At 45.3% G+C, this 26,830-nt stretch carries 24 protein-coding genes and 1 pseudogene; 19 read left to right on the forward strand and 6 right to left on the reverse strand.

What is annotated here, in order from left to right:
* Together ACO0K1_RS17610 and ACO0K1_RS17615 are read left to right on the forward strand one after the other, a co-directional pair.
* Positions 1 to 120, forward strand: a pseudogene (locus ACO0K1_RS17610) (IS30 family transposase); the annotation flags it as partial.
* A 332-nt stretch (positions 121 to 452) separates the two neighbouring features.
* Positions 453 to 2,330: a DUF3857 domain-containing transglutaminase family protein gene (locus ACO0K1_RS17615; RefSeq protein WP_423028089.1), complete on the forward strand. Its 1,878-nt coding sequence runs from the start codon at positions 453 to 455 to the stop codon at positions 2,328 to 2,330.
* Between the two features lie 77 nt (positions 2,331 to 2,407).
* On the opposite strand, the gene ACO0K1_RS17620 is transcribed toward ACO0K1_RS17615, so the two are convergent.
* Both ACO0K1_RS17620 and pepN read right to left on the reverse strand, forming a co-directional pair.
* On the reverse strand, positions 2,408 to 3,409 hold the full coding sequence (locus tag ACO0K1_RS17620; RefSeq protein WP_423028091.1) for a class 1 fructose-bisphosphatase: 1,002 nt from the start codon (positions 3,407 to 3,409) through the stop codon (positions 2,408 to 2,410).
* Between the two features lie 120 nt (positions 3,410 to 3,529).
* Entirely contained in the window at positions 3,530 to 6,208 is a 2,679-nt protein-coding gene (gene pepN / locus ACO0K1_RS17625; RefSeq protein ID WP_423028093.1) for an aminopeptidase N, read from the reverse strand.
* Positions 6,209 to 6,789: 581 nt separating this feature from the next.
* Between pepN and ACO0K1_RS17630 the strand changes: the two genes are divergently transcribed.
* Positions 6,790 to 7,419 (forward strand): DUF4136 domain-containing protein, encoded by a 630-nt coding sequence (locus tag ACO0K1_RS17630; protein WP_423028095.1) that lies wholly within the window; start codon positions 6,790 to 6,792, stop codon positions 7,417 to 7,419.
* A gap of 7 nt (positions 7,420 to 7,426) precedes the next feature.
* Here the strand turns inward: ACO0K1_RS17630 and ACO0K1_RS17635 are convergent, their stop codons facing one another.
* The 4 genes from ACO0K1_RS17635 to ACO0K1_RS17650 all read right to left on the reverse strand — a co-directional run bounded on the left by ACO0K1_RS17635 (position 7,427) and on the right by ACO0K1_RS17650 (position 11,928).
* Positions 7,427 to 9,637 (reverse strand): DUF1631 family protein, encoded by a 2,211-nt coding sequence (locus ACO0K1_RS17635; protein WP_423028097.1) that lies wholly within the window; start codon positions 9,635 to 9,637, stop codon positions 7,427 to 7,429.
* 247 nt (positions 9,638 to 9,884) lie between these two features.
* On the reverse strand, positions 9,885 to 10,022 hold the full coding sequence (locus tag ACO0K1_RS17640; protein WP_423028099.1) for a hypothetical protein: 138 nt from the start codon (positions 10,020 to 10,022) through the stop codon (positions 9,885 to 9,887).
* 10 nt (positions 10,023 to 10,032) lie between these two features.
* Complete coding sequence (locus tag ACO0K1_RS17645) at positions 10,033 to 11,007, reverse strand: quinone oxidoreductase family protein (protein WP_423028101.1); 975 nt, start codon at positions 11,005 to 11,007, stop codon at positions 10,033 to 10,035.
* Between the two features lie 9 nt (positions 11,008 to 11,016).
* The gene (locus tag ACO0K1_RS17650; RefSeq protein ID WP_423028103.1) at positions 11,017 to 11,928 is read right to left on the reverse strand and encodes a DMT family transporter; all 912 of its coding nucleotides are present in this window, start codon (positions 11,926 to 11,928) and stop codon (positions 11,017 to 11,019) included.
* 308 nt (positions 11,929 to 12,236) lie between these two features.
* On the opposite strand from ACO0K1_RS17650, the gene ACO0K1_RS17655 reads away from it, so the two are divergent.
* The 16 genes from ACO0K1_RS17655 to ACO0K1_RS17730 all read left to right on the forward strand — a co-directional run bounded on the left by ACO0K1_RS17655 (position 12,237) and on the right by ACO0K1_RS17730 (position 26,680).
* On the forward strand, positions 12,237 to 12,428 hold the full coding sequence (locus ACO0K1_RS17655; protein WP_423028105.1) for a hypothetical protein: 192 nt from the start codon (positions 12,237 to 12,239) through the stop codon (positions 12,426 to 12,428).
* Positions 12,429 to 12,770: 342 nt separating this feature from the next.
* Complete coding sequence (locus tag ACO0K1_RS17660) at positions 12,771 to 13,496, forward strand: YebC/PmpR family DNA-binding transcriptional regulator (RefSeq protein WP_422999874.1); 726 nt, start codon at positions 12,771 to 12,773, stop codon at positions 13,494 to 13,496.
* 1 nt (position 13,497) lies between these two features.
* A complete protein-coding gene (gene purD, locus ACO0K1_RS17665) occupies positions 13,498 to 14,772 on the forward strand; it encodes a phosphoribosylamine--glycine ligase (RefSeq protein WP_423028107.1) in 1,275 nt (424 codons plus the stop codon).
* 98 nt (positions 14,773 to 14,870) lie between these two features.
* On the forward strand, positions 14,871 to 15,770 hold the full coding sequence (gene hemF, locus ACO0K1_RS17670; RefSeq protein ID WP_423028109.1) for an oxygen-dependent coproporphyrinogen oxidase: 900 nt from the start codon (positions 14,871 to 14,873) through the stop codon (positions 15,768 to 15,770).
* Entirely contained in the window at positions 15,761 to 16,432 is a 672-nt protein-coding gene (gene nadD, locus ACO0K1_RS17675) for a nicotinate-nucleotide adenylyltransferase (protein ID WP_423028111.1), read from the forward strand. The genes hemF and nadD overlap by 10 nt, the downstream gene beginning before the upstream one ends.
* A 4-nt stretch (positions 16,433 to 16,436) precedes the next feature.
* Positions 16,437 to 17,144, forward strand: coding sequence for a ribosome silencing factor (rsfS, locus tag ACO0K1_RS17680; RefSeq protein WP_423028113.1), 708 nt, complete (start codon positions 16,437 to 16,439; stop codon positions 17,142 to 17,144).
* Between the two features lie 179 nt (positions 17,145 to 17,323).
* On the forward strand, positions 17,324 to 17,794 hold the full coding sequence (gene rlmH, locus ACO0K1_RS17685) for a 23S rRNA (pseudouridine(1915)-N(3))-methyltransferase RlmH (protein ID WP_423028115.1): 471 nt from the start codon (positions 17,324 to 17,326) through the stop codon (positions 17,792 to 17,794).
* Positions 17,795 to 17,814: 20 nt separating this feature from the next.
* Positions 17,815 to 18,432, forward strand: coding sequence for a Maf family protein (locus tag ACO0K1_RS17690; protein WP_423028117.1), 618 nt, complete (start codon positions 17,815 to 17,817; stop codon positions 18,430 to 18,432).
* Positions 18,433 to 18,444: 12 nt separating this feature from the next.
* Complete coding sequence (gene rng / locus ACO0K1_RS17695; RefSeq protein ID WP_423028119.1) at positions 18,445 to 19,911, forward strand: ribonuclease G; 1,467 nt, start codon at positions 18,445 to 18,447, stop codon at positions 19,909 to 19,911.
* Between the two features lie 258 nt (positions 19,912 to 20,169).
* Entirely contained in the window at positions 20,170 to 20,592 is a 423-nt protein-coding gene (locus ACO0K1_RS17700; RefSeq protein WP_423028121.1) for a DUF2946 domain-containing protein, read from the forward strand.
* 212 nt (positions 20,593 to 20,804) lie between these two features.
* Positions 20,805 to 21,428 (forward strand): SCO family protein, encoded by a 624-nt coding sequence (locus tag ACO0K1_RS17705; protein ID WP_423028123.1) that lies wholly within the window; start codon positions 20,805 to 20,807, stop codon positions 21,426 to 21,428.
* 10 nt (positions 21,429 to 21,438) lie between these two features.
* Positions 21,439 to 21,900, forward strand: a complete 462-nt coding sequence (locus ACO0K1_RS17710; RefSeq protein ID WP_423028125.1) for a copper chaperone PCu(A)C — start codon at positions 21,439 to 21,441, stop codon at positions 21,898 to 21,900.
* A 72-nt stretch (positions 21,901 to 21,972) separates the two neighbouring features.
* Complete coding sequence (locus ACO0K1_RS17715) at positions 21,973 to 22,518, forward strand: YcnI family protein (RefSeq protein ID WP_423028127.1); 546 nt, start codon at positions 21,973 to 21,975, stop codon at positions 22,516 to 22,518.
* Between the two features lie 86 nt (positions 22,519 to 22,604).
* Entirely contained in the window at positions 22,605 to 23,606 is a 1,002-nt protein-coding gene (locus ACO0K1_RS17720; protein WP_423028129.1) for a TonB-dependent receptor, read from the forward strand.
* 106 nt (positions 23,607 to 23,712) lie between these two features.
* A complete protein-coding gene (locus ACO0K1_RS17725; RefSeq protein ID WP_423028131.1) occupies positions 23,713 to 24,108 on the forward strand; it encodes a DUF2946 domain-containing protein in 396 nt (131 codons plus the stop codon).
* 307 nt (positions 24,109 to 24,415) lie between these two features.
* Positions 24,416 to 26,680 (forward strand): TonB-dependent receptor, encoded by a 2,265-nt coding sequence (locus ACO0K1_RS17730; RefSeq protein ID WP_423028133.1) that lies wholly within the window; start codon positions 24,416 to 24,418, stop codon positions 26,678 to 26,680.
* Positions 26,681 to 26,830 lie beyond the last annotated feature (150 nt).

A 26,830-nucleotide genomic window follows, 5' to 3' on the forward strand; every position in this document is an offset into this window, starting at 1 on the left:
ATTACACAACAGGAGATTGATCACGCCATGAATAGACTGAATAATCGACCAAGAAAAAGGTTAGGATACCTTACACACAATCAGGTATTCTTCAAAAATACGCTTGCACTTCAAAATTGAACTCGCGTTTTAAAATATGTTTAATTTTAAGTAAAAATTAAAGTAAGAATTTTTAAGCAAACAATTTTAAGCAAACAATTTTAAGCAAAATTTATCATTCGCATAGAAATCATCAATTTGATTTGACCAGGGGCTTATCAACGAGAACATCGTGATAAGCCTTTTGTACATGGCGAGACAAGAATTAAATTGCAATATTGATATCAAACTAAAAGACAGATATACTGACTTTGTATATTATTTATTGAGATTCGTCTTACTGCAATTCCTTGAAATCATTGATCGCGATACTGCCTGCACCGTTCCCTGACTCGACCAATCAAGCTTAGCCAATGTTTAAATATAAAAATCTGATCGCACTAGGTATTTTTTCACTATTTTCTCTTCCAACTGTCGTCAACGCTGCTGGTGAAGGCCATTTCCGCTCATTGTTTGAGCACACCGATCTCACTATCAATGCTGATAGTACCAGCGTCATGGATGAAGAATTTATCTGGCGTGGAGTTGATCAACAAGGTGCGAGTGGATTGGGTCAGCAATATCTGAGTTTTGATCAGGATAAGCAAGCACTTGAGATTTTAGAAGCAGAAACAATAAAAGCAAATGGCGAAAAAATCAAAGTGCCAGCATCCGATATTAAATTGCAAGATGGTATGCTGGGCGGTGTTTCCTATCCACACAGAAAACTCTATCAGATTACGTTTTCTAAGCTATCACCCGGAGATGCCATACACCTGCACTATCGTCAAAAGCAAACCAAGCTTGACTTACCAGGTGGCGACTCGCACAGTGCATACTATAACCGCGAGGTTATCCGCGATAACACCTCCTATTCGCTTCATTATCCGGAGAATATGCCATTGCACATTGCGAGCAATGAGTTTGATAAAACTGAAGACAGAATTTCAAACGGGATGCATACCATTAAATGGACACATCAAAGCAAGGATACCAAAATCGGTGATCCGGATATGGTGAATGCCTGGCGTCAAACACCGTATATCATGGTCAGTAGCTTTAAAGACTTGAAAGCCATCGCTGATGCTTACCAGATTGGCGCTTCAGAAAAAGCCCGCATAACGCCAGAGGTACAGGCATTAGCAGCAAGCTTAGTTCAAGGTCAACCCGGTGATTCAGATAAAGCAAAAGCAATCTACGACTGGGTACGAAGGAATATCCGCTATGTTGCCAGTTATATCGGCGATGGTGGTTTTGTTCCAAATGACACTAAAACCATTTTAGAAAAGCGTTATGGCGACTGCAAAGACCATGCAACGATTTTAGAAGCATTGCTCGAAGCGAGTGGCATCCCAGCCTCGCAAGTTTTGATCAATGCCAACACCGACGCTTACACGATGTTGCCGATTCCGGTCTTTAACTTCAATCATGCAATTAACTATGTACCAAGTTTGAATTTATTTCTGGATTCCACCTCGGATCAAACACCTTACGGCTTATTACCGGAAATGGATACGAGTCACGCGGTTTTAGTGACCAAAAATTTTAAAGAAGTGAGTCAGACGCCACCGATTTCTACTGGCGGATTTAAAATGCACCGTCAGATCAAAATCGATCTGGCAGTTGATGGCTCAGCCATTCGCACGACGGACATTACTGGATATGGGTTGGCCGCGGTATCCGTGAAGACTTTCCTCGACGGTATAGGCCCCGGGAAAGAAAGTGATTGGGCGCGCAAAACTTTGGCTAATTTTGGCATGCATGGAACGTCTGAATTCAAGGCTCTGCCTTCTGATGACCCACTCAAGTTATCATATCGCTATACTGAAAAAGTCAGTAATTTTATATCCCAGCCGGAAGCGAGCACAATCAACTTTTACGTCGCACTGCAAGGCCCGATTGCAGCAGATAGCGTCCTGCGCCGCTTTACAGAGAAAAACAGAAAATCTGATTTCAAATGCGATGCTTTTGCCATCGAAGATGAGGTAGAAATCAATCTGGCGCCAGAATTAAAAGTGTTATTCGTACCTAAAGATGTTCACATCAAAGAAGGAGACGTTTTCTTCGATGCAGTTTATCAGCGCCACGGAAATACATATAGCGTGAACCGCACTTGGGGCTCTACATCGACCAAGGCATGGTGTGCGCCAGAAGAATACGATGCGATGAAAAAAGCCATGAACAATATCGACAAAGCGATTGGTGGACGCTTATTGTTCATGAATAAAAATGCAGCTCGTAGCGATCTGTAAATCAACAACCCAGTAGATAAAAAAACCGCGAAAGATCGCGGTTTTTTTGTACTCATTGAAATAAATCCGTATCCGGATTATTCCTGATGATATTGCGTGACGCGTTCTACTTCATTTTTCGAACCTAAGAACACGGCAACACGTTGGTGCAAAGCCGTCGGCTGAATGTCTAACATCCGTTGCTTACCATTCGTGGATGCACCACCCGCTTGTTCAACGATAAAGGACATAGGATTTGCTTCATACATCAATCGTAACTTACCTGCTTTGTCTGGTTCACGCTTGTCAGCAGGATACATAAATACACCACCACGATTCAAAATACGATGCACGTCAGCCACCATTGAGGCAATCCAGCGCATATTAAATTCTTTGCCACGTGGGCCTGTTGACCCCGCTAACATTTCATCTACATACTTTGTGACTGGTGGATACCAATGACGGGTATTGGATGCGTTAATAGCAAATTCTTTAGTATCTTCCGGAATTTGCATGCCACGCTGGGTCAGTACCCATGACCCCATTTCACGATCCAGCGTAAAGCAATTAACACCATTGCCTGTCGTCAGCACTAACACGGTTTGCGGGCCATACACGGCATAGCCCGCTGCAACTTGCTTGCTACCAGGCTGCAAGAAATCTTGCTCGGTTGGCGCAGCCATGCCATCAGGCGCTTTTAACACGGAAAAAATGGTACCGATAGAAACGTTTACATCAATATTACTCGAGCCATCCAATGGATCGAACAACAACATGTATTCGCCCTTAGGATAACGATTTGGAATTTGATGGATCGTTTCCATCTCTTCTGATGCCATCGCTGCCAGATGACCGCCCCACTCGTTCGCTTCCAACAGAATTTCATTGGACAAAATATCTAGTTTCTTTTGTACTTCGCCCTGGATATTTTCGCTGCCAGCAGTACCTAAGACCTCGCCAAGAGCCCCCTTACCAACGGCATGGCTGATGGTTTTACAAGCACGCGCGACGACCTCTATCAATAAACGTAACTCGGCGGGGATAGAGTTATTCAAGCGCTGCTCTTCGACCAGATACTGCGTCAGACTGACACGTTTCATACCATTCCTTTATTAAAAAATTTCATATGCTATGCCCCGCCGCTTGCATCATAACCAGCATGATGCTTGTTCTCGAACAAGCGGCGAGACCCTTATTTCTTTCTAACCTTGCGTCTTACATCAGGCAGCCAAGGCTTTACCAATGACTTCGGCAACGTCTTTTGACAGCTTCTTCGTTGCAGCGACTTTTTCTAAAGCTTGCTTCATGTGTTCTTGCAAATGCAACGGATATTTTTTCCAACGATCGAGACTACGTGCCAGACGCGCCGCCACTTGTGGATTAATTTTATTCAGAGCAATCACCAATTCTGCCCACAACGCGTAACCGCTACTGTCAGCCGCATGGAAACGAGATGGATTCGCATTGCAGAAGCTAAAGGTCAAGCTACGCGCACGGTTTGGATTACTCAAAGTAAATGCTTTGTGCTCCATCAGTTCACGAATTTTAGCAACATCAGTGGTATGCGCAGTCGCTTGCAACATGAACCATTTGTCGATGACCAGTGCTTCTTTTTTGAAATCTTTATAGAATTTCTTCAAAGATTCAGCGGCTGATTTTTGCTGCGCCGAATCGCCGTGGAAATTGGTCAACGCTGCCAATGCAGCCAGGCGGTCGGTCATGTTTTCAGCTTCATCGAATTGCGTTTTAGCGAGATCGAACGTACTTGCATCAGACCACGCTGACAAATAAGACAATGCCAGATTTTTCAGTGCACGCTTCGCCATCGATCCTGCGTCTGGTGAGTATTGACCGGGCGTCAAATTAGCTTCATAAGCATTCAACAATTCAGCACGCAAATGTTGCGTCAAGGTGGCGCGCACAAACTGGCGTGCGGTATGAATCGCTTGCGGATCAACGACGTCAAATTCTTCTGCAATCATGGCTTCTGATGGCAAAGTCAGTACTAACTCGCGGAACGATGGGTCTAAATCTGCATTCACTAACGTAGCTCGTAAGGCTTCAATGAACATGCTGTCCAATTCCAAAGTTTCACCTACTTGTACTGCTTTGGTCAATTTAACCAAACGACGTGTTGCCAATCGTTGTCCAGCTTCCCAACGATTGAACGGATCGCTATCGTGAGCGAGCAAAAGACCGAGCTCTTCATCGGAGTATTCAATATCTAAGATGACTGGTGCAGAGAAATTACGCAATAAGGATGGAACTGGTTTGGAAGTGACGCCAGTAAAAGTAAAAGTCTGGCTTGCTTCTGTCAATTCTAATATCAGGTTCGTCGCACCTGCCAATACTGGATAACCATCGCTATTGAGTGCAATATCTTTACCCTCATTGTCCAATAAGCCCATTGCTACAGGAATATGGAAAGGCAATTTCTCAGCCTGACCTGGAGTAGCCGGACAGGATTGAGTCAAAGTTAAAGTATAGGTCTGAGATTCAGCGTTGTAGGCAGATTCAGCCTTGACACGTGGCGTTCCAGATTGGCTATACCAACGTTCGAATTGCGTCAAATCACGTCCACTCGAATCGGCCATCGCAGCACGGAAATCATCGCATTCCACAGCTTGTCCATCATGGCGAGCAAAATACAAATCCATGCCTTTACGGAATCCATCGTGACCAAGCAAGGTGTAGTACATACGTACCACTTCAGATCCTTTTTCATAGATCGTCACTGTGTAAAAATTGTTGATTTCAACAAAAGAGTCAGGACGCACTGGATGTGCCATCGGCCCCGCATCCTCTGAAAACTGGACTTGTCGTAAAACGCGAACATCTTCAATACGTTTCACTGCGCGACCTGTCGTCGTACCAACTAGATCGGCTGAAAATTCCTGATCGCGGAAGACGGTCAAGCCTTCTTTTAAAGACAATTGAAACCAATCACGGCACGTGACGCGATTGCCAGTCCAGTTGTGGAAATATTCGTGTCCGACGACAGATTCAATACCGGCATAATCGACATCGGTTGCGATGCGTGAATTAGCCAATACGTATTTGGTATTGAAAATATTCAAGCCTTTGTTTTCCATCGCCCCCATATTGAAATCACTGGTTGCAACGATCATAAAACGATCTAAATCAAGTTCCAGTCCAAAACGATCTTCATCCCAACGGATGCTATTTTTGAGCGAATCCATTGCATGTTGTGTTTTATCCAGATTACCGTCCTCAACCCAGACTTGCAATAATACGGAACGACCAGATTTAAGCGTATAACTCTCCTCTTGACAGACCAATTTACCTGCGACCAGCGCAAACAAGTAAGAAGGCTTTTTGAAAGGATCTTCCCATTTCGCATAATGACGGCCGTCGCCCAGATCTCCCTCTTCAATCAGATTGCCATTGCCGAGCAAAATAGGGAATTTTTTCTTATTCGCGCGCAGCATGACAGTATATTTCGCCATCACATCTGGACGATCCGGGAACCAGGTAATTTTGCGGAAGCCTTCAGCCTCGCATTGAGTAATAAAATTACCGTTAGACGCGTACAAGCCGGATAGCGAGGTATTCTTCAAAGGGTTAATCAGTGTTTCGATTTCCAAAGTGACTTCGTCAGGCGCATTTGGAATGCGCATTACTTCACCATCGATCGTATAGGCGGATTTTTTCAAATTAACGCCATTCAAGCGCAATTGCAAAAGCTTAAGTGAGGCACCGAACAACACCAAATCCTTTTCGGCACTATCGTGGTTACGACGCATCGTAATGCGTGTAGCAACATGCGTTTCTTGCAAATCCAGATCAAAGCCCATTTCTACGGTATCAACCCAGTAGCCAGGAGCAATATAGTCTTTACGGAAAATGGTTGGTGGTGTAATCGCGATATCGTTACGCATTGGATGATGTCTTTTCAAAAGGTGAATATCACAGGACTTACGGCAAACTGTTATGAATGCGGTTTGATACCAGCAGGCCAATTTTGCGTCAATCCTATACCAAAGTCTCATGAACCTTGTTCAGACCACTATTTTACCAAGTCATCACGTCCTGAGCGTAAAACCTGCGCAAGATTGCTGATTTAAACGCTAATTTTCCACGTAAAGGGAACTTCAAGCTTGGAATTTCAATTATTGGCAAAAAAGCGGCAGTGAAATACGCCGGGAATGGATAGTTGTGCGTTGAACAACAGTCGATTACCAACATAAATCGTCGGAACTAATATGTAAATTCTTGATCAAAAAGTTACAAGCCGACATAGAGTCGGCATTAAATAGTCTTATGATAGTAGTCATTACGTGCACAATATTCTATGTTTGCGATACGTAAAATGGCGACAATGATGCCTGACTTTACACATCAACAATAAATAGCCCCACGGCGTCAGGATGTCTGCCTAAGCTTAGTCTTGTTTCAGGCTCGTTACGCTTCAGATCTACGCCAGAAGCAGCCTGAGCACTCATTTTTATAAGGAGTTGCAATGAAACGTTATTTATTCACCGCAGTTTTAGCGTTCAGCATGTTGCTGACAGGATGTGCCACCACCTATAGTAGCCAGGTGAGTGTATTCCATGAATGGCCAGAAAACAAACAAGATAAATCGTATATTTTGGAACGCCAACCGACCCAAGAGAATGATCCTGAATATAAATTTTATGAAGAGGAATTAAGAACACAACTAGGCTTGCACGGATTCAAAGAAATCACTGCTGGTGCGACACCAGCTTTAAAAATCGGCATGCAATACGCGACGACACTGAGTGAAGTGCAATTTACTGGTCCCTTGCATCCAGCCATGTACGATCCTTTCTGGGGAATGCATTTCAGAAGCCCTTACTACTATGGTCCGTATGGTCCTTATTTTGGCCGTCGTATGCTGGGACCGATCGATGCCAATGCAATCCGTTATTATCTACACCAGTTAGAAATCAATATCAGTGACTTTGGTGACAATAAAAAATTAGCCTCGATCAGAGTCAGCAGTGAACAACCTGACCCGGAAATTTCGAAGCAAATGCCTTACCTGATAGAAAGCGCACTGCAAGGTTTTCCTGGCAAAAATGGCAGTACTACCACTGTAGAACTGCCGCTGACCAATACAAAAAAATAAGAAAAGACTATGCCGGTGGGTCGCGTAAAGCTTCGACTAACGCGCGATCCACGACAGACCCAGCTGTGATGAGTACCGCGCCACCACTTCTAAGTTGCGCAATCAACTCCTCGCTAGAAATTGAAAACGAATCATGTCCTTGACGATTCGTAAAAATATAACGCGTTCGCTTTGGACTCACCCAGGCCAGTTTAAAGCGCGTAGTTACTCCTGCCGAGGTCGTAAAATCCACCCAGACACCTCGCTCCATCTGTTCTACCATTTGCACGCAATCGTCAGGAATATACACATGTTGATCTTGAGCGTGACGGTTCAAACGCTTTTCACTTGCTCTTTGCGCAATATTAACGGCAATTTCTAACTGACGCCTTGGTGATAGCTCCAAGGGAGCTCTGGCAATTGCTGCGTGTCGCTCTGCCAGTTTAGAAAAAAATAATACACGATCCGGTTCATCCCATTTGATCGCGTTTAACCACGCATTGAGTAAAGTCAGCATTGCAGGTAATTTACTGACCAACTCTTTGCGTTCTTCCGAGCTATTCTTCGGTTTCAAGCTCCAGATCAAATCATCCATTGTCCGCAGCGCATTTTCTAAGGCGTTCGGCTTTTCATCTTTAACGTTGTGCGCGATGGTCAAAATCCGAATCCATTGGTCCAACAAAAATTCCTCTAGAAATCCTGCGACTTCACCGGTTTCAACACGCATCGCCACATCATTTTCAGCAAACTCACGTGCCAACCGCATTTTTTCTTGCTTTAAAGCCAATGCAACCGGCTCTACAATAGACTGTTCGGCGCTTTGCTCTTCCTCTTTAAGAAATGCTTCGAGGTCAGCAACCACATCAGAAAATAAGTCAATTTGCTGATCAAAATCCTGTTGAACTTTTTCAACAATGCCCTCAATCATTTGGAATAACGGATCTTCGGGACTCGCATCGCCACTAAAAAAAACACTAGACTTTGCCAACGTATCGATCAAAACACGCGCCGGATGACTATCTTTAAAGAAAAAATCTTTATCCATCAACGCAACTTTTAGTGTCGGGATTTGCAACTGTCCGATTAAATTTTTAATTTCGATGGGAATGCTTGGATCGCTAAAGACATAATCAAAAATCCGGGCAAGCAATTCAATCGTATTTTGATCGATATGCGTCAGCTCACCAACCGACGCGTGCTGAGAAATCTGGCGCAAGTGCAGACGATCCGGATGCGCTTCGTCTACCACTTTCGTTCTCTGCAAGCCAGTCAGATAGTCAAAAAATTCCCGATCTATCGTGATGGTTTCTGGTTTAGCAGCAGAATTTTCTCCAATTGGCGCGTCTGACCACGTATTTTTATCGCCGAGGTACGCCCGTCCTTGCGCTAAATCGTACTCGTGATCTGCGGCGTGTGTAGAATTAATCGATACTTCTGGCTCTTTTTTCTCCACGTATTTTGCAGTAGAAAAAATATTGCGCAGTTTATTTTCGAGATATGGATCTTGTATTTCAAGATCATTAAGCCGTGTTCTCGTGAAGCGTTTTTTATCTTCGCGTTTTGCGCTCTCGATATCTGCCAAAATTCCGCGTTCAACCAACGCATCATTGAGACCGCGATACACACTGTCAAGATGTAAAAATGAATCGGGTTGCAACAAACGCAGAACCAAATTTTGCGTCTCTTTATTCGTCTCAAATTCCTGCCACGCCTGAATCACCGCAGTCACAAACAATTCTGGTCGAAATGGATTTTGTGAGACACTGATCGGTGTTCGTCGGAGAACATGACCAATCCGGATATTCAAGGCCACCAGCTGGTCTGCATTGTTGACTTCTAAGGCATTGCTAAGGTTCGTCGTCAAAACCTTGTTTTCCATCTCTTCAAAACTAACGAGTGAAATATCTTGATTTTCAGCGTGGGTTTTATTTTTAGTTCTGGTATTGACGATGCTAACTTCTTTGGTCAACACAGCATTGACTTGCGACGTCAGTATTTTATAAAAACTGGTTTGATTGCGCTTTAATAATTGGTACGCTAAAAAACTGCTTGCAGCCTCTTCAGGACGCACGGTCTGATCAGATACAACAAACAAAGCCTGCGTCAATCGCGAGGCAAATGCGTCAACTTGCGACGAAACAAGATTGGTCGCAATGGGTACCAGGCTCTGCAACAAGAGTAAGCGGCTTGAGCTGGAAAACTCACTTTTTTTCGCAGTATTTAGAGGGATGGTGTCCATGACTCGATTTTTAAAATACCCATCAACAAATTCAAAAAACCATGCTTCAATTTTTCACGCCAACGAAGAAACTAAGCAAGTCACCATACAGTGACCAGAAAAACGATCACTCACTAACTACCTAAAATCATCACAATCAACAATACCAGTACCAGTACCAGGATCATTTTCATTTTCAATTCAAAATAGTTCGCCAAATTGTTCAAATTCACCAAGGCAAAAACTATTCAACCGCCTCAAAAATAGCTTATGAGGTGTAATACGCTTCACTTGCAAATGTCACTAGGACGATAAGCATGACGGCCAGAGCCAAAACAATGAGTAGACGACCAAATTTTGGACTCGCATTAGGACCAGTTGGTAAATCGGCGTTATTTTGAGCCATTTTTTTTGCCCTAAGGAATTAATAATGTAGAACCTGTTGTTTTTCGCGCTTCAAGGTCGCGATGTGCTTGCGCTACCTCACTCAACGGATAGCGTTGACGAATGTCTATCTTCACTTTTCCACTTTCAACCATGGAAAAAAGATGCGCCGCCATCGTTTCTAAATCCTGCCGTTTAGCGGTGTAACTCATCAAGCTAGGACGAGTAATAAACAAAGAACCGCGCGACGCGAGTTCATTTAGACTGAATGCGGGCACGGGGCCGGACGCATTGCCAAAGCTGACCATCATTCCCAAAGGCGCCAGGCAATCTAATGATCCGATAAAAGTATCCTTACCAATCGAATCATACACAACTGGTACGCCTTTACCGCCGGTGATTTCTTTGACGCGCTCAACAAAATTTTCGGTATTGTAGTTAATGACATGCGTACAGCCGTGCTCCTTAGCAAGCGCCGCTTTCTCATCAGATCCTACCGTACCGATGATCGTCACGCCGATAGCGCGCGCCCATTGGCACGCTATCAGTCCTACGCCACCGGCGGCGGCGTGAAATAATATCGTTTCACCACCTTTCAAAGGAAAGGTTCTGTGAAACAGATATTGCACCGTAAGCCCTTGCAGCATCATCGCAGCAGCAGTTTCAAAAGAAATAGTTGCAGGAAGGCGAACCAGGTTGTCTGCTGGCATAATCCGCGCTTCTGAATACGCACCAATCGGCCTCCCGGCATAAGCAACGCGATCACCCACGGAAACATAAGTGACCCCATCACCAATTGCCTCTACCACGCCAGCCCCCTCCATGCCTAAACCAGCAGGTAGCTGCTGGGGATAGAGTCCAGTTCTAAAATAAACGTCGATATAGTTCAAACCGCAAGCTTTGTGTCTTACCAGTACCTCTCCTGGCCCAGGTTTTCCAAGATCAACATCTTCATAGACCATCACCTCGGGACCGCCGGTGACATGCATTCTTACTGCTTTAACCATATCAATCTCCTAAATTTTCTTTTTTGATAATAAGTACATCCCACTAATCACTAAAGTAGTACCACCTAATTGCCAGGCAGTAATTGGTTCATTCAGAAAAAAAGCACCTAAAAACAAGGTAGATACGGGACCGATCATACCCGCTTGAGAAGCAGTTGCAGCGCCAATTCTTTTGACGGCGATCATAGTCATGAACACCGGAAGCACAGTACAAAACACGGCATTGATGAGAGAAAGCCAATATACCCCTGCTGGTTGCAAGAGCATGGAAACAGGCCGTAAAACAAAGAATTGAGATATACAAGCAAAGCTCGAGACACACATCGCGTAGGACACCAAGCGCATCGATCCGACTTTAGAGACTAATTGACCCGATTGAATCAAGTAGAGCGCGTACGAGACCGCAGCACCCAACACCATCGCTGACCCCAATAAGACATTTTCGCCACCAAATTTCAAATCATGCAAAAAAACCAAGATGATGCCAGCGTAGCTGACTAACAGTGCAGCCCATTCTAGCGGAGTTACCTTTCGCTTTAAAAATGTCGCGGACATGAGCAAGACAAAAGAGGGTGTCAAAAATAAAATTAACCGTTCTAGCCCTGCCGAAATGTATTGCAGGCCTAAAAAATCTAAAAACGAAGACAGATAATAGCCAATTAAGCCTAAGACTATTAATCGCAACACATCTTTTCTGGGAAGCGGGTCATTCTTCTTCATTTGCCAAACTGCAATCCCCGCAAAGATAGGCAATGAAAATGCCATCCTGAAAGTAATTAAGGTGACCGCATCGACGTGATAACGATAAATAAGCTTCGCAACGATCGCTTTTGTAGAAAATAAAATGGCACCAGTTAAGGCAATCAGCAATCCGCCCAGATAGTGCTGACGTTGAAAAGTAGTTGATGGTAGTGAGTTCATGCCCACTATTGTAAGGCCATATTTAAAGCTACGAATTTTGATTTATCTTCGTTATAATAATAATATTTTTGTTAAAATTCTCTACAAAATACATTGTTAAATTTCTGCGAAGAAAAAAAGTAACAATCACTCACATTTTGTGTCCATAAAATCAATTAAATGTGACTTTACTTAACGATTAAGTAATAAATATTTGCTTAAACTTTGTTTTTTTAAACACCTGGGCAGATTGTTTCAGTGGCACACGACGTTACCGCCAATTGTAGAGACAAGCTTGCTCGCATTCCCGCTACCTGGAGCCACCCTACATGCACCTCTACTCACCACGCACAGATTTTTGTGACAAAAGCCTTTCTCGTCCGACATTGGCAAACAAAGAACAACCGGCACCATCGATTCGGCTCACACCGACATCGGTCGCTAAAGAAGAAAATGAAATACAGCGTATTTTTCAGCGCTTATTAAAAAGCAATACAATCGTCAATTCCAACTCGATATAAGCACGATTTATAAGCACGATTTATAAGCCCGATTCATAAGCCCTGTTTAGAAGCCCGATTCATAAGCCCTATTCATAAGCCCTTTTGACGATCATTCCGCCAAGCGCGTGATTGATATCCCTCGCACCCAGATTTATTCGCCATCTGTTCTGGTGCCCTCAGATAAATGCTTGCTTTTATACTATTTGTAGCGAGCAGAGCCGGGCATGTAAATCTACTGCAATCGATTTCAAGAATTTCTGCAGTACCAATATGGTAAAATGCCGCTCTTCAATATCAAACTAAGCCAGGCAAAACTGCCACCCTAAGGGAGCATTGTTGCCGATTCAGGAAAGAGCGATCATGGCAGGACATAGTAAATGGGCCAATATTAAGCATAAAAAAGCAGCGACTGATGCAAAACGCGGCAAAATTTGGACCCGTCTGATTAAAGAAATTACCGTCGCAGCCCGAATGGGCGGCGAAGATGTTGACTCCAATCCGCGCTTGCGTCTCGCCGTTGATAAGGCAGCAGATGCCAACATGCCAAAAGAAAACGTTACCCGCGCAATTCAGCGTGGCGCCGGTACGTTGGAGGGAGCAAATTACGAAGAAGTCCGCTATGAAGGCTATGGTATCGGCGGCGCTGCCCTGATCGTTGATTGCATGACTGATAATCGCGTACGCACTGTGGCTGAAGTGCGCCATGCATTCAATAAATACGGCGGCAACATGGGCACAGAAGGTTCCGTGGCATTCATGTTTAAGCATTGCGGTCAAATGTTGTTTGCTCCCGGCACTAACGAAGACGCCTTAATGGAAGCGGCCTTGGAGGCTGGTGCTGACGATGTGATTACGGACGACGAAGGTGGCATCGAAGTTTTATGCGCACCATTCAGCTTGTCAGATATTCGCAGTGCGTTAGAGGCGGCAGGCTTCAAACCAGAAGTTGCTGAAGTATTAATGAAACCAGACGCCGAAACCGTCTTCACTGGTGAAGACGCAATTAAAATGCAAAAATTGCTCGACGCGCTGGAAAATCTGGACGACGTACAAGAAATTTATACCAACGCCATCGTAGAAGAATAATATGAAAATTCTCGTTGTCGGCTCGGGCGGCCGTGAACATGCACTTGCCTGGAAATTAGCACAATCCGAACGCGTACAAACTATTTTTGTCGCACCAGGAAATGGCGGAACAGCCACCGATATTCGACTCAAAAATGTCAATATTACTGATCCGTCCGCTCTCGCTGACTTTGTTGAGCAAGAACATATTGGATTGACTGTCGTTGGCCCGGAAGTTCCTTTGGCAGCTGGCATTGTCAATATTTTCCGTGATCGCGGACTGAAAATTTTCGGCCCGACCAAAGAAGCAGCGCAATTGGAAAGCTCTAAAGATTTTGCTAAAGCTTTCATGAAAAAGCATGCAATTCCGACGGCAGAATACCAAACTTTTTCCGATTTACAAGCAGCACATGATTACATCGCTGTTAAAGGTGCGCCGATTGTCATTAAGGCCGATGGCTTAGCAGCAGGCAAAGGTGTCGTCGTCGCAATGACCTTGGAAGAAGCACATCAGGCCGTCGACATGATGCTTTCTGATAACAAACTTGGCGATGCCGGTGCACGCGTTGTCATCGAAGAATTTCTGGTTGGAGAAGAAGCGAGCTTTATCGTGATGGTGGATGGTAAAAATATTTTGCCATTAGCGACAAGTCAAGATCACAAACGTCTGCTCGATCATGACGAAGGCCCAAATACAGGCGGCATGGGCGCTTACTCCCCGGCACCGATCGTCACACCGCAATTGCACGCACGAGTTATGCGCGAAATCATCGATCCGACAGTGCAAGGAATGGCGAAAGACGGTATCGTCTTCACAGGTTTCTTGTATGCCGGATTAATGATTGATGAACATGGCAATCCGAAAACTCTGGAATTCAATTGTCGCATGGGCGATCCTGAAACGCAGCCTATCATGGCACGATTGAAAACAGATTTATTGCATGTGATGGAACATGCAGTCAATGGAACGCTCGATACCGTTGAGCTCGAATGGGATCGACGAACAGCAATGGGCGTCGTGATGGCTGCAGCAGGTTATCCAGATGCGCCACGCAAGGGTGATAAAATCACTGGCATTCCTGCGGAAACAACTGACAGCGTAACTTTCCATGCTGGCACAGTCTTGAACGAAAAAACCTTGCTGTCCAATGGCGGTCGTGTTTTATGTGTCGTCGGCTTAGGTGACACGGTCAAATTGGCACAAAAACATGCTTATGATGTGGTTGAAAAAATTCACTTTGATGGCGCGCAATACCGCCACGACATTGGCTGGCGTGCACTTAACCGAAAGCACTAGGGTTTAACATTAATGGGCGTAATCGCTCAAGTCCTGTAAAATCAAATATAGGGCTGGACACTGTCTAGCCCGTCTTGCTTTTTAAAGAAGGCAACTGAATGACCGATACACAAGCTGTTAAGACTTACTTTTTATCACTACAGGCAAACATTGTGGCCGCACTTGAAGAAGTCGACGGCAAGCAATTTTTGACAGATAGCTGGGATCGCCCTGAAGGCGGTGGTGGAATTTCTCGCGTTATTGAAGAAGGCAATGTCTTTGAACGCGGTGGCGTTAATTTTTCTCATGTGATGGGCAGCAATTTGCCCCCTTCCGCAGCGGCCAGCCGCCCTGAGTTAGCCGGGAGAAAATGGGAAGCAATGGGCGTATCGCTGGTGTTGCACCCGCGCAACCCATATGCGCCAACGGTGCACATGAATGTCCGCTTTTTTATTACGCATGCCGAAGGACAAGAGCCAGTTTGGTGGTTTGGTGGCGGCATGGATTTAACGCCCTATTATGGCTTTGAAGAGGATGCCAGACATTTTCACCAAACCTGCAAACAGGCGGTATCGCCATTTGGCGCTGACTTACATCCGCGTTTTAAAAAATGGTGTGATGAGTATTTTTATCTCAAACATCGTAAAGAAGCACGCGGTGTTGGTGGTATTTTTTATGACGATTTTAATGAACTCGATTTTGCGACGAGCTTTGCCATGACGAAAGCTGTTGGCGACGCATTTGTTCCCGCATATCGACCAATTCTTGAAAAGCGCCATACACTAGTCTATGGTGAACAAGAACGTGACTTCCAGGCTTATCGGCGTGGACGTTACGTAGAATTCAATTTAGTGTTTGATCGTGGAACCCATTTCGGCCTGCAATCTGGAGGGCGGACTGAATCCATATTGATGTCCATGCCACCGATTGTGAAATGGCGCTACAACTGGACACCAGTGGCTGACAGCCCGGAAGCAAAACTAGCAACCGATTTTCTGGCGCACAGGGAATGGGTTTAAAGACAAGTAAATCGCGATGTGTGCTCGTGCTCGGAGGCAGTTTTGATCCGGTGCACATAGGACACGTTGCATTAGCGAGCAGCCTGACTCGCCAACTCCAGCCAGATGAGTTACGACTCATTCCTGCTGGACAACCTTGGCAAAAATCCGCTCTGACGGCTACATCAGAGCAAAGAGTCAGCATGCTGAAACTGGCTTTTGAAGGCTGGACCGACTGCCCACTGATTATTGATGAGCAAGAAATCCAGCGCGCAGAACGACAGCAGAGCAGTTACACCATTGATACGCTCAGACACTTGCGTGCAGAACTTGGAACAGAAACATCGCTGATTTTTGCGATGGGTGCAGACCAATTGTTGAATTTGCACACCTGGTATCAATGGCGTGACTTATTCGAGGTAGCCAATTTATGCGTTGCGGCACGTCCCGGATATAGTTTGAATATAAGGTCACAAGAAGTTGCTAAAGAATGGCAAGCACGCTTAATGGGGACGCAAGAATTACGTCGTCAAACTCATGGTGGTACTGCCATCGAACCCGACTTAGCAATTGATGTGTCCGCAACCCAACTGCGCACCGAATTAAAACAGCATAACCCGACAATGAGATTGCTAGTCCCACACAAGGTGCTAGACTACATACAACAACATTCAATTTACTGAAAATATGGATATTAAAAAATTACAAACCCTGGTCGTTGATGCACTTGAAGACGTCAAGGGTCAAGAAATTCAATTATTCGACACAACCCATCTAACCAGCTTATTTGACCGCGTCTTGGTTGCTTCTGGTACGTCCAACCGTCAAACCAAAGCATTGGCTGCATCAGTGCGTGATAAAGTCAAAGAAAATGGCGGTACAGTCGTCAGTGTTGAAGGCGAAACCACTGGCGAATGGGTACTGGTCGATTTGGGAGACATGGTAGTTCACATCATGCAACCAGCAATCCGCGCTTACTATCGACTTGAAGAGTTGTGGGGCGATAAGCCAATCAAACTCGGCGCTGAAAAACGTACCGCTAAGCGCACTGCGCCAGAAGCACCAAGTGCAGATACAGAAAAGCCAAAACGTGCACCACGCAAGACTACTGGCAAAGCGGCGCCATTAGAAGTAACACATGACATGATGGCGATCCAAACGACACTGGATGATGAAAAGAAACCAGCTCGCAAGCCTCGTACAACAAAAACAGTTGATGGCGACGCCAAACCAGCACGCAAACCAGCCGCCCGCAAAGCGGCTGATGGTAGCGCAGTTAAACCAGCAAAAATACCAACTGGTGGACGCGTAAAAGTAGCAGCAACCAAAACGGCCGTCGCTTCAGCGAAACAAGCCGCAGCAAAACGTCCGGCACGTAAAAAAGTAGCAGAGTAAGGTATGCTCGATGAGCATAACTTCAGTAAAAATTAAGTAAAAATTAAGTAAAACTCGTACAAATGGCTGCCTGGTGCAGCCATTTGCACGAGTAGTAAACACACGCAGAATAGGCTGACACTTATCCATCTGCCTTTTTGTGTTATTACCTCAAGCATTTAAAGCACTTAAACAAGGCCATGCAACTCATTATCGCTGCTGTAGGGCATAAAATGCCGGAATGGATAGAAACTGCATTTCAGGAATACGCAAAACGTATGCCGCCAGAAATTCGTATCCATCTCAAAGAAATTAAACCCATAGAACGTTCTGGTAGCAAAACCGCAGAAACCGTGATGGCGCTGGAACGCGCTAAAATTGAAGCCGTCATCCCCAAAAATGCGCGTGTCATTGCGTTAGATGAGCGTGGCAAAGACTGGACTAGCGTTGCATTGTCGCAAAATTTAAGCCACTGGCAACAGGATGGGCGCGACGTTGTGTTCGTCATTGGTGGTGCAGACGGCTTGGATGCAGGGTTTAAAGCCAATGCAGACGGGCTTATCCGGATCTCGAGTCTCACTTTGCCTCATGGTATGGTACGGGTCATCCTCGCTGAACAGCTATATCGTGCCTGGACAATTACACAAAATCATCCGTATCATCGGGTATAAATTCATCAACAATCGTCTGTATGCACCACGAAAATAAAATCTATCTGGCGTCAAAAAGCCCTCGTCGTCGCGAATTGCTCCACCAGGTTGGGATAGAGTTTGATTTACTCTTACTGCGAGATGCAGCACCACGTGGCCCCGATGTTTCGGAACTTGTGCTGCCCAATGAGCTACCCTACGATTACGTCAGCCGTGTAACTCAGGAAAAAGCGGCCATGGCATGGAAAGTGATGCAGATGCGCAAATTAATTCCGCGCCCGATCTTAGCAGCGGACACGACCGTCGTCATCGACCAAAAAATCCTCGGTAAGCCTGCGAATCAACAAGAAGCCATGCAAATGCTCAGTCAACTCGCGGGTAGGACCCATCTTGTACTCACGAGTCTCGCAGTTCAACACGCAGAGGGTCTGGTATCAGTCACCCACACCTCTGAAGTCAGCTTCGCGGCGCTGACGCAGGCACAGATACAAAGCTATTGCGAAACCACCGAACCCTACGATAAAGCCGGTGGATATGGTATTCAAGGTAGGGCGGCGCGCTTTATTTCCAACATCAATGGCAGTTATTCTGGCATCATGGGATTACCGTTATTTGAGACTTGCAAAGTGTTACGTCAGTCTGGAATTTTTATCCCTTAATTTCTGAATTTCATGAGCGAAAACCTCCTCATCAACATCACACCGCAAGAAACCCGCGTGGCCCTGATTTTTCAAGGCGCGGTACAAGAGTTACACATTGAACGTACCTTATCGCGTGGTTTAGTGGGCAATATTTATCTGGGCAAAGTCGTCCGCGTTCTACCCGGCATGCAATCGGCGTTTATCGATATCGGTCTGGAACGCGCTGCATTCCTGCATATTGCCGATATCTGGGACGCCCGCGCTCCAGAAGGAAATGCAACGACCCCGCTGACCCCTATCGAAAAACTGCTGTACGATGGACAGGCGGTGACGGTGCAGGTCATCAAAGATCCCATCGGCACCAAAGGTGCGCGACTTTCTACGCAGATTTCAATTGCCGGACGGATGCTGGTGTATCTTCCACAAGATTCACACATCGGGATTTCTCAAAAAATCGAGAACGAACAAGAACGTGAAGCACTACGCAACAAAGTCCAAAGCCTGCAACAACCCGACGAAAAAGGTGGTTTCATCGTTCGCACCATGGCAGAGGACGCCTCTGACGAAGATCTGAAAGCCGACGTCGATTATCTACGCCGCACCTGGTCAACGATTACGCAACTAGCCAAAACGCAGCCACCCACCACCCTGCTCTATCAGGATCTAAACCTGGCGCAACGTGTGCTCCGTGATTTTGTGAATGAAGAAACCGACAGCATCCAGGTCGATTCTCGCGAAAATTTCTTGATGTTACAAGAGTTTGCGACGCGATATATGCCTTCGGTGATTCCGAAGCTGCAGCACTACACCGGCGAGCGTCCCCTATTTGATCTCTACGGTGTCGAAGAAGAAATCGAACGCGCGTTGGGACGCCGGGTAGATCTTAAATCTGGCGGCTATCTGATCATCGATCAGACAGAAGCGATGACGACAATCGACGTCAATACCGGCAGTTTTGTTGCTGGACGCAATTTTGATGACACGATCTTCAAAACCAATCTGGAAGCTGCACACGCCATTGCTCGTCAGCTGCGCTTACGTAATCTGGGCGGCATCATCATTCTCGATATTATCGATATGGAGAATGTAGAACATCAGGAAGCAGTATTGGCAGAATTAAATAAAGCCCTATCCCGCGATCGAACCAAATTATCGGTCTCCGGTTTCTCCGCCCTGGGTCTGGTTGAAGTCACGCGGAAACGTACACGTGAATCGCTGGCACACATCTTGTGCGAAACCTGCCCTGCCTGCTCTGGTAAAGGACAAGTCAAAACTGCACGAACGATTTGCTATGAAATTTTGCGTGAGCTTTTACGTGAAGCAAAACAATTCAACCCCCGTGAATTCCGTATCATGGCCTCACAAATTGTGGTTGATATGTTTCTCGAAGAAGAATCGCAGCATTTAACCATGCTGGGTGATTTCATCGGCAAACCAATTTCTTTGCAAGTCGAAACTGTGTTTCATCAAGAGCAATATGACATTATTTTAATGTAAGCCAACATTATTTTATTGTCATTTTAATATAATCGCTCGCCAACTAAGCTCATCCCTACCCTTCTTCCGCTTGCGGGAGAAGGATTCAAGTCGTATTACTTGAAATTATCGAAATTATCGAATTTATCGAATTTAAATTCGTAAAACGAATACAACCCGCCAACATTGACACAAATGAACTGACGTAAAATTTATATAAATCCACTCAAATTGATACAGATCCAAACGATTTGGACGAGTCTTCGCTATAATGACAGCATGAGAAAATTTTTAAATGTTCGGCAGTGGCAGATCTGGATCGCATGTTGTGCGATCCTGCTGAATGCGCTGGCGCCATCGATTTCTCAAGCAGTTGAAATGATGAGTACAAAGTCTGGGTTTTCAGGCTTTGCAGAAATTTGTACGACTCAAGGGTCAAAGCTCTTATCTGAGACTACTTTGCCACCTTCGTTAGAAAAATTTCAAGCCACTAAAGATCCTATACAGTCAGTGCTGCATCATATGCAACATTGTCAATGCTGTGTTACTCATGCAGGTAGTTTTGCATTGCCACAGCCGGACAGCATCCAGGTTATCGTGTTTGAAGGTCATGATGCCTACCCTTCTCTGTTTTATCATTCCCCATCACCATTATTCTCCTGGGCCACAGCTCACGCTCGCGCGCCTCCAGCGGCTGTCTGAGTTATCAGCAAATATAATCTGCAAGTAACAGATTACCAGACAGTAGAATCTCGCCGTTTCACTAAAATTCATAGCGCAGTTCAATTGAACGTAGTGACCCTCTGAATCGTTTTTCAGAAGCACTAAAATTCGTCTGACCACGCTTGATCATTTGTAACGGCTTTTGTACCAGCAAGCATTGACCAATTCAGGACAGTTTTTTCAGTTCGGTCATGCAACAAAAGCAGAACATGGAACAAAAACGACGCACCACATTGGCAATGCTAACTTTGTCAGGCATTTTTAGCCTGCCGTTAAGCGCATGCAAACCTCACTCTATAGCCTTTAATGGCATTGACATTACGGGCGCTGACTATGGCAACGACTTTCATCTGACAGGACATGATGGTAAGGCATATACCCTCAGTCAATTCAAAGGTAAATTCGTCTTGCTGTTTTTTGGCTACAAACAATGTCAGGATATTTGTCCTACCGCACTCACTCGCGCTTTGGCTATTCGCCAACAGCTCGGTGCAGATCGCAACAAGCTGCAAGTACTGTTTATCACCTTAGATCCTGAACGTGATACGCAACCACTACTTGCAGAGTACATGCGTGCTTTCGATCCAGAGTTTCTTGGTTTATATGGCAGTGTGCAACAAACGATCGAAGTCGCTAAAGCTTTTCGGATATTTTTTAAAAAGGTCTCTAATGGTGATTCCTACAGTATGGATCACACCGCAATCACTTACGTCTACGACAGTGGCAACCAACTACGTCTTGCATTAAAACATGAACAAAGCGCAGAGCAATGCGCCGCCGACTTACGTGCATTAATTCAATCTCAATCAATCTAAGGAATTTTCCATGAAAATCGTCCATCAATTTTTATTCAGCAGCTTATTAGTCATCACTACTTTCTCTGCACAAGCGCAAGTGAAAGTCTCTGACGCGTGGGTCAGAGCAACAGTCGCACAACAAAAAGCCACCGGCGCATTTATGCAATTAAATTCGCCGCAGGATACACGCTTAATCGAAATCCAAACAACCTCCGCGTCTATGGCCGAATTACATCAGATGGAAATGGTCGATAACGTCATGAAAATGCGTGAAGTCAATGGACTGGACCTCACAGCCAATAAGACCGTGGAATTAAAACCAGGTGGATATCATGTGATGCTCATGGGTTTAAACGCCCAGGCTAAAGTTGGCGATGTGATTCCATTAACGTTGATTTTTGAAAACAAGAACAAGAAGCGTGAAACAGTCCATGTCAATGCCGTTGTAAAGCCGCTGACCCAAAGCGCAACGCCTGACCATCAACACTAATCCTTACGACTTCATTCATCGTTTCTAGTTTCTAGTTTCTAGTTTCTAGTTCCTATATTAAAAGGTTTGACCATGAAATTTTCAGTCTTTACAAAACAATTAACGGTCGGTATTGCTGTTGTATTTGTCGCTCAGCTCGCCTTTGCACACATTACCTTAGATCAACCATCCGCGACGGCAGGCTCGTATCAAAAATTGACTTTTAAGGTAGGACACGGCTGTGACGGCAGTTCGACGAATTTGATCAGAGTCAGCATTCCAGAAAACGTCAGCGGTGCGAAACCTATGCCCAAAGCGGGCTGGCAGCTATCAACAAAAATCGAAACTTTATCAACGCCATATACATCGCATGGAAAAACCATTAGTAGTGATGTACGTGAAATTGTCTGGTCGGGTGGCACATTACCAGATGCCTATTACGATGAGTTTTCAATGCATGTCAAGTTACCAGATTCGGCAGGAAAACTGTATTTCAAAGTCACGCAACAATGTGAAAAAGGAAGTATCGAATGGGTACAAATTCCGCAAGAAGGGCAAAGTAAAAATGCATTGAAATTCCCCGCGCCCGGAATGGATATCCTGCCAATCAGCGATCACGAACACATGCATCAGCATTAATCTGACTTAAGTAACTACGAATCAGGTTCAAGTCTTAGAACTTGATTCTTTATTTTCTAAGTATTTTTTGAAAAATGAAAACGACTATGAACATCAAAAAAGTCAGCCTGTTGGCAATGAGTATTACCCTTTTATTTCCTGCATTAGCCCACGCGTGCGCAAGTTGCGGTTGTACGTTAAGTTCCGATTGGGATGGTTTAAGTACTACTGGACCGGCAGGATTCAAACTAGATATCAGAGTTGATTATTTAAATCAAAATCAACTGCGCTCTGGTACCAGTACAATCAACCCGAATATCGCCAGCCAGTTAGTGAACAGCGCGGGTTCACAAGAAGTAGAAAAATTTACGAAAAACAATTATGTCACCGTTGGCCTCGATTACAGCAGCGGCGGCAACTGGGGTGTCAATCTGGTTGTGCCGTACATCAATCGTAGTCACAGCACATTAGGAACGGCGTCTGATGGGACAACGCCAGGTGATGGTGGCGGACAATATGATTCAAAAACGTCGAGCATAGGTGATGTCAAAGTCATAGGTCGTTATCTTGGTTTTACAGAAGACCATCAATTCGGCGTACTCTTCGGCGCAAAATTGCCAACCGGCAGTCATACTCTGACTGGCATCTCAACCGACCCAACTAGCCCTGGCGTCGCTACGATAGACCGTGGATTGGAACCAGGAACAGGTACGACGGATCTGATTTTGGGCATGTTTTATGCAGACAGTTTTAATGAAGATTGGGCGTATTTTACACAGGCCATCGTACAAACGGCACTGACGACAAGTGACCAATATAAGCCAGGCACGGGAATCAATCTCAATGCAGGTTTGCGCTATAACGGCTTTGAAAGTTTTAAGCCGATGCTGCAATTGAATGCCAAATATGTGCAACATGATACCGGCGCGAATGCCGATACCAATAGCACTGGCGGCACGTTGATTTATGCCAGCCCGGGAGTGATTGCGACGGTCACAGATAAAATTTCTTTATATACCTTTATCCAAGTACCGGTTTATCAAAACGTACGGGGCGTGCAGTTAGCGCCACGTTATACGGCTTCCGCTGGTGTCAAGGTTTCGTTCTGACAATACAGCGTTGACATAATGAAGCAATCGTTAGCTTCGTCATCTCAACGCTCAATGTAAAGATTGAACTTTGTTCTCTTAGTTAATACATCAGAGTCGATATCCCATGCGCTGCAATGCATTTTTACGTCGTTTAACCATCAGTATCGCCATTCTGGCCATGCTGATGTTGACACTTGCGCCAGCGATTTCTAATGCAATACTCACCGAAAAAAACCAAAGCTGGAAGACAATCTGCAGCACCAGCGACACTTTAACAACTGCCAATCAGCGTAGTCAACAGGGCACTGATTATCCTGAGAAACCCCATTGGCATTTCGCTCATTGTCAATATTGCTTTAGCCATGCTGGCACATTTATTTTGCCAGTTTCAGCAATAGTCTTCCCTCTTCGTCTACCTGAAAGTTTTCATTACCCGCCAGCGTTCTATCAATCTTCATCGCCGCTTTTCATTTGGTTCACCCCTCAACCTCGTGCACCGCCACGTGTGCACGCCGCTTAAACGTTAGCAATTGCAATATTTGCTGAGCGATGTCGTCAATCGTAAATCTTCACAGCTAACGCTTTCACCCATTCCTTATTGTTTATCCGACCATCTCGCGCCAATACAGCGATTCGAGATGATGAAAACTTGTGCGCATTTCTACGTTTGATCTGCCTTTGAATTAAATTATGAAAAAATCTAGCCAAAAATTTCTGGTCACCACAGAACATGTATCTTCAAAAAAATCTATCGCCATGCGGCCGACATTACGCCCTCTGGTCAGCGCTATCATGGCCTGCCTTGCAACCACTGCGATGGCGCAAATATGGATCGTGCAGAACCTGATACGCATACGGTTATCGTTAGCGGCAGTCCAAATCCTGCAAGTGCAAATACATCGCCAGCAACGATAGAAACTGTTACATCAAAACAACTGAGTGATACGACCAATGTTATTAATGTTGAAGACACCTTAAAATATTTCCCTAGCATACTTGTTCGCAAGCGCTTCAACGGTGATACACAAGAACCCGTCACGTCACGTACGACGGGGCTCAACGCGAGCGCTCGTACCTTGATTTTCGCTGATGGCGTAATGCTCTCGAGCTTGGTGAATAACAACAACGGCAACGGATCACCGCAATGGTTCATGGTATCGCCTGAGGAGATCGACAGTATCGATGTCATGTATGGACCGTTTTCAGCGGCATACGCCGGTAATTCGTACGGTGCTGTCATTCAACTCAATACTCGCATGCCGCAACAGTTTGAAGCGACAGCAAAAATAAATGTATCCAATCAAAATTTTGATTTATACGGTACAAGCCAAAGCTATAAATCAGGCGCTTTGAACGCAACCATCGGCGATCGCCATGGTGCTTTTTCCTGGTTTATCAGTGCAAACCACCTCGATAGTTTTAGTCAGCCAATTACTTTTGGCACCGTCGCTCAGTCAAGTAAAACCGCAACCACTGGCCTACCAGTGATCAACGGTTCGACTGCTGATTTCAACCGGACTGGCGGCGCAATCCAAGTTATCAGCGCTGGCAATCTTAATCACACAATCCAAGATACCGCCAAAGTGAAATTGGCCTATGACTTTAGCCAACAAACCAGCCTCAGTTATATGCTTGGTTATTGGAAAAATTCTGCGAGCGCGCAAGCTTCAACCTATTTAAGCGACATCACTGGTGCACCTTATTACGGTGCTGCAAGTGGCAACGTGAATATCGGCGGATATTCATATAGCGCCGCGACACTTGGTGGCCAGTTCGCTAGTAGTAATACGCAACAAGAACACTGGATGCAAAGCTTATCGCTCGATAGCAAAAATAATGGTGCCTGGGATTGGAATGCCGTATTGAGCAATGTTAATTACGCGACCGATCTGACACGATCATCCACTGGACTTTATCCTACGGCCTTAACCTCCGGCGCGGGTCGCATCGGCGATGCGAGCGGAACAGGTTGGACAACAATTGATGCAAAAGCCACCTACCGACCAGGATCGGGGCCGGTCGCACATACAGTGAGTTTTGGTGTCCATGCCGATCAATTCAAACTCATTAGTCCAACCTACAACACTAGCGATTGGCTGAATGGTGGTGAGGGCGCTTTATATACTAATTCAATCGGAAAAACAAAAACGGAAGCGTTGTGGCTACAAGATGAATGGCGCGTAAGTCCTTCATTATTAGCAACGCTCGGTGGCCGCTACGAGCAATGGAAAGTATTCGATGGTTATAACTACTCTTTATCAGGCAGCGGTACTGGATTCCCTGTTCATCAACCGACCGTCACACACAATGGATTCTCGCCCAAGGCAACCATCGCATGGAAGGCGTCTGAGTTGTGGAAAGTCTCAGAGTCACTTGGTCGCGCATTACGCTTTCCTACGGTTGGCGAACTGTACCAAAATATTCAAACAGGTACGACATACACCCAAGCTAATCCCTATCTGAAGCCAGAAGATGTCACTTCTACCGAACTCGCGATCGAACGCAAAACGAAAGAAAGCCGCGTTCGTATTTCCTTGTTTGGTGAGTTGGTATCGAATGCGCTAATTTCCCAGACGGCGACTATTTCCGGTTATCCGACGCCAGTTTCCTTCACACAAAACGTCGACAAAACACGTCAACGTGGGATAGAGCTGGTTATGGAAAAAGACAATGCTTTTATCAATGGTCTCGAACTCTCTGGAAGCGTGACTTTTGTTGACGCTGTCATTTTGGCGAATAGTTCGTACGTACCCACAATCGCAGGTGCAACATCCGTTGGGAAACATACGCCATACGTTCCAGACTGGCGCTCAACGTTAATCGCGACTTACCGTCCGGATGCGCATTGGGCATTTACTCTGGCTGGCCGTTATACCGGACGCCAGTACGCAACGGTAGACAATATGGATATTAATCCAGCCACTTACCAAGGCTTCCAAAGCTTCTTTGTTGCTGATTTACGAGTTCATTATCAGGTTAATCGCCAATGGAGTATTTCAGCAGGTATCGATAATCTCAACAATGAAAAATATTATCTGTATCACCCCTTCACACAACGAACCTCATATGCGGAGCTGAAATATAGCTATTGAACTGACAATTGCGATTAAATAAGTGGCGAATTCTAGGATGAAGTGCAATTTATGAACGGTACCGGTTAATGAGGGCAAGATGCGATAGCATTTGTGCCTTTTTGACCGGCCAGTCGAAATTGCATAATGAACTACACACATCTCACCCAA

The organism is Undibacterium sp. SXout20W (genome assembly GCF_049340285.1).
Classification (GTDB): Bacteria; Pseudomonadota; Gammaproteobacteria; order Burkholderiales; family Burkholderiaceae_D; genus Undibacterium.

Bases quoted from the DNA above. Each gene is read 5' to 3' on its own strand.
- ACO0K1_RS17615 (WP_423028089.1), top strand. From the start codon at position 453: ATGTTTAAATATAAAAATCTGATCGCACTAGGTATTTTTTCACTATTT.
- ACO0K1_RS17620 (WP_423028091.1), bottom strand. From the start codon at position 3,409: ATGAAACGTGTCAGTCTGACGCAGTATCTGGTCGAAGAGCAGCGCTTG.
- pepN (WP_423028093.1), bottom strand. From the start codon at position 6,208: ATGCGTAACGATATCGCGATTACACCACCAACCATTTTCCGTAAAGAC.
- ACO0K1_RS17630 (WP_423028095.1), top strand. From the start codon at position 6,790: ATGAAACGTTATTTATTCACCGCAGTTTTAGCGTTCAGCATGTTGCTG.
- ACO0K1_RS17635 (WP_423028097.1), bottom strand. From the start codon at position 9,637: ATGGACACCATCCCTCTAAATACTGCGAAAAAAAGTGAGTTTTCCAGC.
- ACO0K1_RS17640 (WP_423028099.1), bottom strand. From the start codon at position 10,022: ATGGCTCAAAATAACGCCGATTTACCAACTGGTCCTAATGCGAGTCCA.
- ACO0K1_RS17645 (WP_423028101.1), bottom strand. From the start codon at position 11,007: ATGGTTAAAGCAGTAAGAATGCATGTCACCGGCGGTCCCGAGGTGATG.
- ACO0K1_RS17650 (WP_423028103.1), bottom strand. From the start codon at position 11,928: ATGAACTCACTACCATCAACTACTTTTCAACGTCAGCACTATCTGGGC.
- ACO0K1_RS17655 (WP_423028105.1), top strand. From the start codon at position 12,237: ATGCACCTCTACTCACCACGCACAGATTTTTGTGACAAAAGCCTTTCT.
- ACO0K1_RS17660 (WP_422999874.1), top strand. From the start codon at position 12,771: ATGGCAGGACATAGTAAATGGGCCAATATTAAGCATAAAAAAGCAGCG.
- purD (WP_423028107.1), top strand. From the start codon at position 13,498: ATGAAAATTCTCGTTGTCGGCTCGGGCGGCCGTGAACATGCACTTGCC.
- hemF (WP_423028109.1), top strand. From the start codon at position 14,871: ATGACCGATACACAAGCTGTTAAGACTTACTTTTTATCACTACAGGCA.
- nadD (WP_423028111.1), top strand. From the start codon at position 15,761: ATGGGTTTAAAGACAAGTAAATCGCGATGTGTGCTCGTGCTCGGAGGC.
- rsfS (WP_423028113.1), top strand. From the start codon at position 16,437: ATGGATATTAAAAAATTACAAACCCTGGTCGTTGATGCACTTGAAGAC.
- rlmH (WP_423028115.1), top strand. From the start codon at position 17,324: ATGCAACTCATTATCGCTGCTGTAGGGCATAAAATGCCGGAATGGATA.
- ACO0K1_RS17690 (WP_423028117.1), top strand. From the start codon at position 17,815: ATGCACCACGAAAATAAAATCTATCTGGCGTCAAAAAGCCCTCGTCGT.
- rng (WP_423028119.1), top strand. From the start codon at position 18,445: ATGAGCGAAAACCTCCTCATCAACATCACACCGCAAGAAACCCGCGTG.
- ACO0K1_RS17700 (WP_423028121.1), top strand. From the start codon at position 20,170: ATGAGAAAATTTTTAAATGTTCGGCAGTGGCAGATCTGGATCGCATGT.
- ACO0K1_RS17705 (WP_423028123.1), top strand. From the start codon at position 20,805: ATGCAACAAAAGCAGAACATGGAACAAAAACGACGCACCACATTGGCA.
- ACO0K1_RS17710 (WP_423028125.1), top strand. From the start codon at position 21,439: ATGAAAATCGTCCATCAATTTTTATTCAGCAGCTTATTAGTCATCACT.
- ACO0K1_RS17715 (WP_423028127.1), top strand. From the start codon at position 21,973: ATGAAATTTTCAGTCTTTACAAAACAATTAACGGTCGGTATTGCTGTT.
- ACO0K1_RS17720 (WP_423028129.1), top strand. From the start codon at position 22,605: ATGAACATCAAAAAAGTCAGCCTGTTGGCAATGAGTATTACCCTTTTA.
- ACO0K1_RS17725 (WP_423028131.1), top strand. From the start codon at position 23,713: ATGCGCTGCAATGCATTTTTACGTCGTTTAACCATCAGTATCGCCATT.
- ACO0K1_RS17730 (WP_423028133.1), top strand. From the start codon at position 24,416: ATGGATCGTGCAGAACCTGATACGCATACGGTTATCGTTAGCGGCAGT.